Source organism: Anatilimnocola aquadivae (genome assembly GCF_049819085.1).
Lineage (GTDB): Bacteria > Planctomycetota > Planctomycetia > Pirellulales > Pirellulaceae > Anatilimnocola.
Map to the genome: position 1 here is coordinate 3797711 of NZ_CP187419.1, position 12501 is coordinate 3810211.

The 12501-nt window shown below is 57.1% G+C and carries 4 protein-coding genes; 2 read left to right on the top strand and 2 right to left on the bottom strand.

The features are described from left to right. Positions 1–12 precede the first annotated feature (12 nt). On the bottom strand, positions 13–1653 hold the full coding sequence (gene nadB, locus NA78x_RS15285; protein ID WP_425619317.1) for an L-aspartate oxidase: 1641 nt from the start codon (positions 1651–1653) through the stop codon (positions 13–15). Between the two features lie 420 nt (positions 1654–2073). Here nadB and NA78x_RS15290 point away from each other — a divergent pair, with 420 nt between their 5' ends. Both NA78x_RS15290 and NA78x_RS15295 read left to right on the top strand, forming a co-directional pair. Continuing rightward, a complete protein-coding gene (locus NA78x_RS15290) occupies positions 2074–5514 on the top strand; it encodes a pyruvate carboxylase (RefSeq protein WP_425619318.1) in 3441 nt (1146 codons plus the stop codon). A gap of 30 nt (positions 5515–5544) precedes the next feature. After that, positions 5545–6333 (top strand): biotin--[acetyl-CoA-carboxylase] ligase, encoded by a 789-nt coding sequence (locus NA78x_RS15295; RefSeq protein ID WP_425619319.1) that lies wholly within the window; start codon positions 5545–5547, stop codon positions 6331–6333. A 401-nt stretch (positions 6334–6734) separates the two neighbouring features. Here NA78x_RS15295 and NA78x_RS15300 read toward each other — a convergent pair whose 3' ends face one another. Beyond that, complete coding sequence (locus NA78x_RS15300) at positions 6735–12386, bottom strand: serine/threonine-protein kinase (protein ID WP_425619320.1); 5652 nt, start codon at positions 12384–12386, stop codon at positions 6735–6737. Positions 12387–12501 lie beyond the last annotated feature (115 nt).

Here is a 12501-nt window from a genome sequence, read left to right on the forward strand (position 1 = left end):
ATTGATGGCAAGCTAAGAGACGCCCATGGTTTCGTCATTACTTGACCGACGAAACCAGATGTGGCGGTTCCAGCGAGCGTCGTCGAGCTTGGGGAAGTCGGTACGGAGGTGGGTGCCGCGCGACTCGTCGCGCGCCAGAGCTGACTGAATCATCACGCGAGCTAAGCAGAGAAGGTTTTGAAGCTCCCAGCCCGCTGGATCGTGAAACTGCCGCAAGAGGACGTATCGACGCCACTGATCGACTGCTTCGATTGCTTCTTGGAGTAGCTCTGCTGTGCGGCGAACACCGCAAGCCCGCCACATGAGTGCTTTGAGACTGTTGCGAATGTCGGTGACATCCAGGGGCTCCTGCGACTCAATCGAAGCCGCCAGCGGCAGCGACTCGATGGGGAAGACACGAAAGTCGCCCGGCATTGCTAGGGCCGACTGCGACGCGCCGTGGCCGGCATGTGCACCATAGACGAGTCCCTCGAGCAGGCTATTCGAGGCCAAGCGATTCGCACCGTGCAGTCCCGATGAAGTTGCTTCACCGGCAGCCCACAGACCAGAAATGGTCGTGCGGCCAACGAGGTCGACCGTCACTCCGCCGATCATATAGTGAGCCCCGGGGCGAACGGGAATACGATCGCGAGTGATATCGAGCCCGAACTGCTTGCAGGCCGCAGCGATGCCAGGAAAGCGCTCAAGCGTGAACTTGCGGTCGAGATGGGTCACGTCAAGATACACGCAGGGATGCCGAGTCTTTTCCATCTGCGTGACAATGGCTTGCGAGACGATATCACGCGGGGCGAGTTCGCCCCGTGGATCGTATTGCTGCATGAATCTCATTCCCTCACGATCAACCAGCTTCGCTCCTTCGCCACGAATCGCTTCGGTGATCAAGCTTCGGCTGCCGCCGGCAATATAGAGGACGGTCGGATGAAATTGCATGAACTCCATATCTCGCAGCTCCGCGCCGGCGCGATAAGCCATCGCGTGTCCATCGCCGGTCGCGACCGCCGGATTGGTAGTCTCGCGATAGACTTGCCCTGCACCCCCGGTAGTGAGAATCGTTTGCTTGGCCCAAACAAACATCTGGTCGCCATGTCGATTGGCGACAATAGCTCCCTGGCACGAGTTTTCGTAGGTAAGTAAGTCGATGGTGAAGGTGTTTTCCCAAATGCGAACATTGGGCAAGGCGACCGTGTGCTCAACGACGGCCCGCATCACTTCACGTCCCGTCATATCGCCTAGGGCATGCACGATGCGGTTATGTCCATGCCCTCCTTCGCGGCCGAGCAGAATGCGGCCGGCCTTTTCGTCAAACTTCGTACCCCATTCCACGAGTTCGGCGATGCGCTCGGGTGCCTCGCGCACGACCATGTCGACCACCCGCTTATCGCAGAGCGAACCACCGGCGATCAACGTATCGCTGACGTGGTCTTCAAAGCGATCGACAGGATCTAGTACACCGGCAATGCCGCCCTGGGCGTAGCTGCTATTTGATTGCAGCAAGGCGTCTTTCGTCACCACCAGCACCGATAGTCGCGGATCGATCGCGTTGGCCGCGCGCAGACCCGCGAGACCGCCGCCGATGATCAGCACATCCGCAAAGAAATGCGGTAATTGCCGGGGGGTGAAAGAAGTCAAATAACGGGGCGTATCGAGAGGCATTACAATGTCAATCTGTAGGAGCAAAACGATCGATGCCGATTCGCGATGAAGGCAAAGTCGGACCGGCACGCTGCACTGTACGCCCGAGGTCGAGGGAAGAAAAGTCTGACCTTGTTGGATGAGCGAGTGGCAAATATTAAAAATCCGCTGGTAACGGTTTTGCCGCTCGTGTGCGGGCATGGCGAAGCCGCCCCGCAGCCGAGTACACTACAGCCTCCCTACGTCGGCCAATCCGCTTGCCCACTCCAAAGCGGTAAGCCGAATTCCGGTTGCTCTTTACGCGAGTTTCGCAGGCCCAAGTTAGGCGGCGACTCTTGCTAGAAGTTTGTGCAGCCGATGGTATTGTCTGGTCCCTCTCCAACGAACCGTTCCCAGCAATCGACCTTCCTGAAAACGCCAGATCGCGACCCTCTCTGAACCATGAAAAAGATTACCAAGCTGCTCGTTGCCAATCGCAGTGAAATCGCCATCCGCGTGTTCCGCAGCGCTCACGAACTGGGCATTCGGACCGTCGCCATTTATGCCCACGAAGATCGTTACGCTCTGCATCGATTTAAGGCGGACGAAGCGTATCAGGTTGGCAAGCCCGGTGAGCCGATCCGCTCGTACCTGAACATTCCCGAGATTATCGCGATTGCCAAGCAGCACGAGGTCGATGGCATTCACCCAGGCTACGGCTTTCTATCCGAGAACCCAGAACTGGCTCGCGCATGTCACAAAGCGGGAATTGTGTTCGTCGGGCCCCATGACGAAGCATTGGAAAAGCTGGGTGACAAGACCTTCGCTCGCAATATTGCCCAGCAAGTGAACGTGCCGGTGCTGAGCGGCAGCGATGCCATTCCGAATGCCCAAGACGGCTTGAAGAAAGCCATCAAGATGGGTTTTCCGATCATTTTGAAGGCGGCTCACGGCGGCGGCGGCCGCGGCATGCGGGTGGTGCTGAACGAATTGGAGTTTGTAAGCTCGTTTGAATCGGCTCAGCGGGAATCGATGTCGGCTTTCGGTAGCCCCGATGTGTTCATCGAAAAGTACATCACAAGCGCCAGCCATATCGAAGTGCAGTTGCTTGGCGATAAGCACGGCAACCTGCTTCACCTGTACGAGCGCGACTGCTCGGTGCAACGACGGCATCAGAAAGTCGTGGAAATCGCTCCGGCGCCGTTGCTCGACCCGAAAGTACGGCAAGAACTGTGCGACGCTGCGGTGAAGATCGGCAAAGCGGTTCGTTATGAGAATGCAGGGACGGTCGAATTTCTGCTCGACCGCGAGACCAACCAGTTTTACTTCATCGAAGTGAATCCGCGCATTCAAGTGGAGCACACCGTCACGGAAGAAGTGACCGGCATCGACATTGTAAAGTCGCAGTTGCTAGTCGCCCAAGGAATGCTCCTCAGTGATCCCGAGATCGGCCTTCCATCGCAAGAAGGTGTGAAGTGTACCGGCTTCGCCATTCAATGCCGGGTTACCACCGAAGATCCGGCCAACAACTTCATGCCGGACTATGGACGCATTGCTCATTATCGTTCGGCAGCCGGTATGGGCATTCGGCTCGACGCCGGCAGTGCATTCAGCGGCGCAACCGTCAATCCTTTTTACGATTCCCTGCTAGTGAAGGTCAGCGCGCGCGGCCGTCGATTCGTCGATGCCGCCCGCCGTATGGAACGCTGTCTGCAAGAATTCCGCATCCGCGGCGTGAAGACGAACATCCCGTTCCTCATTCAGCTAATTACTCACCCAACATTCCTCGCGGGAACTTGCACCACTCGATTCATTGACCAGACGCCTGATTTGTTTCACCTGCCGCGACGCCGCAATCGCGCGACTAAGTTGCTAACGTACTTGGGCGAGGTGATCGTCAATGGTCATCCGCTCGTAAAGGGATTACCGAAGGCAACTCGCCGGTTAGCTGCGCCGGTGCCAAAGATCGAGAAAGGTGCGACTCCGCCGCTGGGCACACGTGACAAGTGGAAAGAGCTTGGCCCCGCCAAGTTTGGCGAATGGGTCTCGAAGCAGAAGCAACTGTTTTTGACCGATACCACGTTCCGCGATGCGCACCAGTCGCTGCTGGCGACGCGCATGCGAACGAAGGACCTGCTGAACATCGCCGAAGTTTATTCGCATCAAGCAGCCGACCTGTTTTCGCTGGAAATGTGGGGCGGGGCTACGTTCGATACCACGATGCGATTCCTGAAGGAGTGCCCCTGGCAACGGCTCGCCGATATGCGCGAGAAGGTGCCGAACATTCTCTTTCAGATGCTGTTCCGCGCGAGCAACGCTGTGGGGTATGCAAGCTACCCGGACAATGTCGTTCGCGAGTTCTGTAAAGAGGCAGCAGAAGCGGGAATGGACATTTTCCGCATTTTCGATTCGCTCAACTGGGTGCCTAACATGAAGGTGGCCATGGAGGCCGTGCTGAAGGCGGGCGGGCTGTGCGAACCGGCCATTTGCTATACCGGCGACATTCTCAATCCCTCGCGAAACAAGTACAGCCTTCAGTATTACGTCGACTTGGCGAAGGAGTTGGAATCGCTCGGCGCTCACATCCTGTGCATCAAGGATATGGCTGGGCTATGCAAACCTTATGCGGCTGAATTGCTGGTCAAAACGCTGAAGCAAGAGATCGGCATTCCGATTCACTTCCACACGCACGACACGAATGGCATGCAGGTCGCGTCGATCATCAAGGGTGCGGAAGTAAAGCTCGATATCGCCGACGCCGCGATGGCAGCGATGTCCGGCGGAACCAGCCAGCCGAACCTGAATGCAATCGTAGAGGCGATGCGGTTTACTAAGCGTGAAACTGGTCTTAATGCCGAGACGCTCAACAGCATCAGCAACTACTGGCAGGCCGTACGCGAGTTCTACTTGCCGTTCGATAGCGTGATGCCGCCCGCGACGGCAGAACTGTACGAGCACGAAATGCCCGGCGGCCAGTACACGAACCTGTATCAACAGGCTCGCGCGATTGGCCTGGCTGATCGCTGGACCGAAATCTGCAAAATGTACGCCGAGACCAATCAGTTGCTGGGTGACATCGTCAAGGTGACGCCATCGAGCAAAGCGGTGGGCGACCTGGCCTTGTTCCTCGTGGCCAATGACCTGCAGCCGAAGGACATCGTCGAAGGGACTCGCGACTTTGCCTTTCCCGAGTCGGTTATTGATCTTGTCGGCGGCATGATGGGACAACCGCCGGGTGGCTTCCCCAAGGCAGTCGTCAAACGGGTGCTACGCGATCGTAAGCCGGTGAAGGGGCGCCCGGGAGCCAGCTTGCCCCCGGCCGATATCGAAGCTGCCACCGCCAAGGTGAAGGGCCTGCTGCTGCGCGATCCTTCACGCCGCGATGTCCTCTCGCACATCCTGTATCCCAAGGTGTTTGAAGAGTTTGCCAATCATCAGCGGATCTACTCCGATACCAGCATCTTCCCAACGCCAGTCTTTTTCTTCGGCCAGGAATCAGGCGAAGAAATGGCCATCGACATCGAAGAAGGCAAAACGCTGATCGTAAAATTCCTGAACGTCGGCGAACCGCACGCCGATGGCAAGCGAACCGTCTTCTTTGAATTGAACGGTCAGCCTCGTGATGTGACGGTCATCGACAAGTCGCTGGAGGGTGGCAGCGTCAAAACGGTGAAGGCCGAACCCGGCAATAAACAGCAAGTTGGGGCCAGCATGCCGGGGATGATCGTCTCCGTCGCTGTGAAAGCCGGTGATACCGTCGCCAAGGGACAAAAGCTGCTCTCGCTGGAAGCGATGAAAATGGAAACGACCGTTGTTGCCGACGCCGAAGGCAAGATCGCTGAGATCTTTGTGAAGCCTGGCACGCGAGTAGAAACAGGCGACCTGATGATCACGTTTGCTTGATGCGAGGTCGCGCAGGGCGGAGTCGAAAGAATGCGTACCGACGATTTCGATCTTCCGCTTCTTCGTGGTAGCCAATTTATCCAGCACCTTGAGTTTCACGAATCTATCTCCAGCACCAACGACCGCGCGGCAATGTTGGCCGCCGAAGAGTCATTGCCCTGTCCGGCTTTGGTCCTTGCCCGGGAACAAACGGCCGGTCGTGGCCGCGGCAGCAATCGTTGGTGGTCGATACCGGGCAGCCTGATGTTCTCGCTGGTTTTGCAGGGCCAACCCAATCAGCAGGGCCCCGCGCAGTGGCCGGGATTTTCGTTGGTAGCAGGCCTGGCGATTTGCGAAGCCCTGGCCGCTGAAGGCAAGACAGCCACATTCAGCGTGAAGTGGCCCAATGACGTTTATGCCGACGAGCGAAAGATATGCGGTATCCTGATTGAGTCGCCAGCGCAGGCACGTGGCCGATTGATCGTGGGCGTTGGAGTAAACGTGAACAATTCGTTCGCCGAAGCACCTGCTGAACTGCAATCGACCGCAACAGCGCTCTGCGACCTCGATGATCAGTTGCATGATCTAACCGGTGTTTTGCTGCGGATCTTGAAGCGACTGGACGTTCGTTGGCTGCAACTTCAAAGTGACGGCTTCGATTCGCTGAGAGAAGAATGGAGTCACGTCTCTCTGCTGACGGGGAGGACCGTGCAATTGCAAGTTGGACCGCACCTGCATGTTGGCCGCTGCACGGGAATCGATGAATCGGGTGCCCTTAAACTGCAGACCGAACACGGCGCTGAGACTTTTCACGCTGGCAGTATCGTTCGTTTCGACTGACGCCTTGCCAAAAGAGATAGCCGGCCACTTCTTGAACGGTCCGCTGCCAGCATGATTGGGCGGACATCATCAGCGGGGTATCACGCCTCGCTATCTCGTTAGAAACATGCCGGAAATGCAGGGTGAGACGGCTGGTGAGTTCGCCAAACGCGTTTGGCATGGCCTTTGCTTTATCGCCGCTTGTCAATGCAGAGAGGGCAACGTGACCTCTCTTATCAATATTCGGTTCCAGCGGAGAAGGGTCATGGCAATGGGCAATAAAGCAATCTGGGCGTTCTTCTGGGTCATCGGCGTTCCGTTGCCGGTTTTGATCGTGCTCTACTTCCTGACGGGTGGCGGTTGCAGCTAAGTTCTCCACCTATTTGAACGAACCAGACCTACTCAAATTGAACGAACCAGACCTACTCAAACATATAATCCAGATCCGCGAGATCACGCTCGCGGGTCTGCAAGATCGATGTATATTTGGCCTTCGACGCCATAATGCTGGTCTTGCTATCGCCAGTGAGCATTGCGTCGTCGGCGAGATAGATAGGCTTGACCGCATCCTGTGCAACCTTAAGCCATTTCAGCTTCTGTTCCTTTTCGGGGGACAGCACGGCTAGGTTGTATGCCATCGAATAGATTTTCTCTCGCACGACTTGCGTCAGTGCGATGTGCTCACCAATCAGACGCGCTTCGAGGCCTTCTGCGGCATGGTCCCCTGCGAGAATGCGTTGCAGCTTGGCACGTTTTACTCGTTCCAGCCGTTCCTGCGTTTTCGGCTGTAGCGTCGCCTCATTCGCGGCCAGGCACTTTTCAAAGACAGGTAGAGACTCGAGTAGCTTTGCTTTGATCTTGCTGTTCTTTTCTGCAGTGGGAATCGTCGCAACCTGGCGGTCGAATTTCGCGATTACGTCAAACTCCTGTCTGGCAAACAAATTGTGCAAACCGGCGTTAGCAACGGCCTTGATCTGAGTTTCCTCGATCTGCCCAATGAGCGATTCGGCTTGCTTCGCGTCTTCGGGGCGATTGAACGTCATCGCACTACGCAGCAGCAGCGTCACAGCTTCGTTCAGCCAATTGTCGTCGGTGCGCCAGCGAGCCCTCACTTGGTTGCCACTAAACAACCACCGGCGATACTTGTCTGGATCGCTGGGGAAGGCCTTCGGGGAAAGAATCGCCAGTCTGCGCAACGTCTCCGAATCAAAGCTATTGGGTGCCGCCTCGAAGCTCGTAAACAGCTTCTCGGTGGCGATCTGCGCCCGGTCCAGTGCGGCGCTCTTCAGGACAATTGAAACGCCTTTGTGTTCGTGCTGGGCCAACGCGACTTCAATTTGCTGAACGCGATAGAAATGAGCCTGGGGCGAGCCGGATTTCAGTCCAATCTCGCTGGCTTCTACCAGATCGTTCTCGGCGTCTCGTAACAACGTCGGGGCGTCGGCGGGCTTATAGAGTGACAGCACTGAGCCAGCATCCGCACGCCAGAAATACGTCTCGGCCCGCAGCCGATTTTGCTCGGGAGATTCCGCAAGTGATTCCGAAAGGATAACTCGCGCCGCTTCCAGAACCTCGATCCGCTTTTTGTCGGATAGATTGGCAAGCAAATCGCGACCGTATCGGAACATGCAACGGCCCAGATGCATCTTTGCTCGCGCGACCGGCCGCTCTTCATCCTTAGCACGGTCGATGCCAGTACGAAATGCTTCGATCGAACGCTCGTAGTAGTCTGACAGGCCGAGATAAAATGCGACGTCTTCGCTGGCGTTGCCGAGCGCGTTATAGGCATTTTCCTGCTGAATGCGGCCAGCCAGATTGATTGCTGCGTTGGCGGCATCGAGCGCTGCGCGTAAATGAAAGGCTTTGGTGCCAGCCGGTAACTCGCCCCCGGACTGAAACGCTTCCACTTCACCTTTGGTGACGGTCGTCTTGGGAATCCAAAACGCCCGGCGCAGATGCGAATCGCTGAGACCTTCCAAGGACATGCTGCGCAGATCGAAGGGATCCGAGTTCTCGGTTCCCTCGATCACCAATTCGTAGCGGCGAATTGCCTCGTCCGAAAGAGGCAATCGCTCCTTCGGCGTATGCTTTTCATGGGACTGATAGCGGCGAACATAGGCCCCCATGTACAGCATGCCCAGGTTCTTCGATTTCCCCTGCGGATCAAAATCTTCCACTATCTGAGTGATCTCTTTGGCACGCTGCTCGGGATCGACTTCGCTGGTGGGAAGGTCAATGAGCGTACGACCGTAACCAACCGCATAGTCTTCAAACTTTGGCTGGCACTCTCGAGCCTTCTGAAACGCCCGGTGGGCCAGCGTAAGGGCCGCCGTTGTCAGATCTTTCTCGGCCGAGTTGTAGGCTGGATCGTGAGCGACAACGCCCGTATTTCTTTGTAGCAAGCGTCCCTTAGCTCCCCACAGGGCTCCTAGCTGAACAAGCCCCGTCTGCTTCGGCTGCAGCGGCTGTTGGAGTGACGGATGACTTAATATCGGCAACACCAAGTTGCGAAAGATGCCACCATCGTCGCTGGTGCGCGGGCCAGGGAAACTGAAGATCCGTTTCTCATCGCCGTCGTCCGCAAACAGAATGCTGTGGAAATCGCGGATGAGCGTTTCGTCGAGTGGCTTTTGTGCTGGCGACAGTTCGAGCTGCGCCCGGGCCGATACGAATCGTACTAACAGTAGTTGCTCGTGTGCTTCCAAAGCGGCTCGCGTGTCGCTGTCGTTGAGACTCACCTGCGACAAGTCTTTGACCTTTGTCCAATCTGCGGCTTTCCCGCGACTCGCCTCGATCACCGCGGACACGGCGGCTAGAGCAGGCGACTCTAACTTGGCACCGGCAATCACCGAGCGAGCTTCCGTCACCCTGGCTGGTTCAGGAATGTTGCTCAATTGATGAAACCGAACGATGTCCTCGTCATTCTTTCCAAGCGAAGCGAGAACGAGCCGCGAAAGGATCTTCGCCACTACTTCTCGCCGCCCGCTGACGAGCCAACTGGGAGCTGCATCTTTCTTGAGGATATCGAGCAGCTTTTTGCCTGCTTCGCTCTGATCGTACGAATTGGAACTTGCCGCCAACCAGCGGGAATTCAGGTAATCGCCGTACGACTTTAACTGCGTGTCGGTAGGATCGATCTCCGAGGCCGCCGAGCGAATTCGCGTTCGCCACGCATCTCGCTGTGCCTCGTCAGGCTGAGGATTCAAGACGACTTCGCACTCAACCCGAACAAGCGCTGGCAGCGGCTGCTTTTGGTCAGGTGCCTGATCGAGCCGTGCAATCACCTTCTTCGCCGCTGCGGGGGACGACAGTTCCTGGGTCAGAATGCCCGTCAGGGTGAGATTGTTGGTTTCGCTCCGCCAGCGATCAAAGTTTTCGTCCCCCTGCAAGTCGGGCGTGGGGTTCACGCTTAATTCCTTGAGCGGCGCGAGCGCCACATCGACCCAAGCGGTGTTCTGCTTCGTGCGGTCGAGCAGTCGCTTCATCCATTCGGCACCGTTCCGCGACTCTCGGACCCGCTCAACAAATCGATCGAGTGCGGCTTCGGGCTTGGCTGCGGCATCGGCAAAACTGACGCACAAGTCCAAATCGGCAAGGTCGGCAGCCTCCGCCGTTTTCAGTTTGGTATCGGTCGCAATAAACTTGGTCAAGTCTGACCAACTGGCTTGAATCGCAGCCAGTGATGGTGGTCCCTGGGTCTCATCCAAGTGCTTCCGCACCCGCGCGCGAAGCAGATCGAATGCTTCGAGTTTTCCACATAGGCCAAGCAGTGCGGGAAACGCCTCATCGGGGATGGCTTCCGGCCAATCGCGGATTTCGTTCTTGTAGCGCGCCCGTAAATCGTTCAGCGCTGTAATTTCGTGGATCGCAAAATGAGCTTCAGCGGTCTCCTGCAATTTCAGCAGGCCACCATCGGTCGCAGCAACTGTCTTATGCACAGCGTCGTCGAAAAATGATGACTCTGCGTTTCTCAACTCGTTCAGAATCAACAGCCGCAACAGCTGGCCCCGAATGAACGCCTGGCGATCTTGTTGAAGTCGATCGGCGAGCAGGGTATCGAGCGAGCGAAGATTTTGATCGTGATTGGCTTCGGGATGCTTGAAAGCCAGATGCAACTCTTCCAGCTTGAGCAGTTGCCAGAAGCCGTCATTTTCGCCCAGCGATTCCTTTGCCGTCGCCAGCATCTGGTCCAGGCTCTCCTTTGCCCTGGCGAAATCTTCCGGCGTGACGACCGCTTTACGCTGGGCCACGAGCGAGCGCAGCGAGTCTTTCAAATTCGGCGGTAGGCGAGGGTCGTCGACCGGCTCTTGAATCGCGTTGGTCCAAAGTGCCAGTTCCCAGGCCGCGAGTGCTCGAGACGATTCCTCGCTGCCTGGATTGACGCCGCCAATTTCAATCGGCTTTTGCTTGGCGATCACTTGCAGGTAGTACAGCCGCAGCCCTTGGATGGGATTGAGCTGTGCCTCCGGATCTGCGAGCATTTCTTCGATACGGTATTTCAGCCGCGACTCGATCTCGCTGCTGGGGACCTTGCTCGCTTCCGAAATCTCGGCACGTGCCAGCCCAAGAATTGCATCGTACCGCAGTTCCGCCCTATCCTTGGGCAGACGCGGCAGCTCGCGATAAAGCGAGCGAAATTCACCGAGGGCGTCCTCGTTTCGCTCTTCCATCAACTGACGTTCGGCGACGCGTACCCGCCGCTCAAACTCCTTAACGTCTGTTTTCCGGAAGCTATCGATATAGGCAACGATCGCCTGCCGAATTCCCGGATGAGTCGCCGAAGCTGCAAGCAGGACAGTGATGATCGCAACCATTGCCAACGCGACTTGCAACGCGGCAAACACTCCCGAGCGGGAGTGTTCGGCCTTGGCTAGTTGCTTGACGAACTCGCCGCACGTCGCGTAGCGATCGTTGGGGTTCTTCGAAAGTGCCTTTTTAAGAACGGCACGCACCGCCCGTTTGGGAACGAACTTCAGATGGTGCACGCCCGTTTCTTTGGCACCGTACACTGCCGTCGCGGTATTGCTCACAAAGGGCCAGCGCCCCGTTCGCAGTTCGACGTACGTCACGGCTAGCGAATACTGGTCGCTTGCTGGGCAAGGTCGATTGTTTATGGCATCGGGTGCGGCATAGGGCAACGTAAAAGCGTTGGTCGTCGCTCGCAGGTCTCCCAATTCGCTGGCCAGGCCGTAGTCGCACACTTTGGCCACATCGCCGACCAGCATGATGTTCTGCGGCTTCACGTCGCGATGGACGATTTCGCAGCGGTGCAAATAGTCCAGGCCGCGTGCTGCCTGTTCCATGTAAGGGAGCACTTCATCGGCAGGCAGCGGGGACAACTCGTCATCGTCGGCGGCTTGCTGATCGGCGGCCCGCTTGTCGTAAGTGGTATTCGAGCCCGGCGAAGTATCCCCCTTCGCATCGAGTTGCGTCACGCCTCGTCGAGAGACGCGTGTGGGAGTCTTTTGCTGCAGTTCGGTGGTGTGTTCTTTCTGGCGGTCATGCAACGTCTTGTGGCCAAGTTCCATTGCCACGACCAGCCAGATCGCTTGGCTGTTCTCTTCTTCCGCAGTATCGGCCAAGCGAGATTGCTGGAAGGTATCGCGCACGTTGAAGGCGGTGTCGCCTTCCGCACCCGGCATCATCGTCCCTTGAATGCCTGGGTTGAGCTTGAGTTGCTGCACTTTTACCGCCGTGGCGGGGTCGGTCGTCGCGGCCAAATTCGCAGCCGTACCGGCAACCTTCGCGGGCGATAGTTGCGTATCGAGATTGACGTTCCCTGGAGTCGAGATGATCGTCCCATCGCGATCGAGCAGCCAGTAGTCGATCAGGGTTAGCAGGTTGCCGTGCAAGATTTTGCGATCTTTGATCAGGCGTAGGGCACGGAACTCCTTCTTGCCACCCTTTTGTTCAAGGTTGACAACCTTCAGCGCCCGCTCGAAGCCGTTTTCGGTTACTGCCAGCCAGACGACCCCGAACGTACCCCTTCCCAACTCGCGAACCAGCCGATAGCCCGGCACTGGCTGATCGCCAACTTTAAAGCTGAGGGACATTCGAGACGAAGGTTGTGCCATGGGGCTCCACTCGCTAGCGGCAGCGAGAACTGCTCGCCTTGGCAAAAATCCTGAACCGACCAATATCCCGCGCAACATCCATGGGGGACAAGCCTTACGCCAGAATACGAAATCT

Coding starts and splice junctions, on each gene's coding strand:
- NA78x_RS15300 (WP_425619320.1), bottom strand. CDS start 12,386: ATGGCACAACCTTCGTCTCGAATGTCCCTCAGCTTTAAAGTTGGCGAT.
- nadB (WP_425619317.1), bottom strand. CDS start 1,653: ATGCCTCTCGATACGCCCCGTTATTTGACTTCTTTCACCCCCCGGCAA.
- NA78x_RS15295 (WP_425619319.1), top strand. CDS start 5,545: ATGCGTACCGACGATTTCGATCTTCCGCTTCTTCGTGGTAGCCAATTT.
- NA78x_RS15290 (WP_425619318.1), top strand. CDS start 2,074: ATGAAAAAGATTACCAAGCTGCTCGTTGCCAATCGCAGTGAAATCGCC.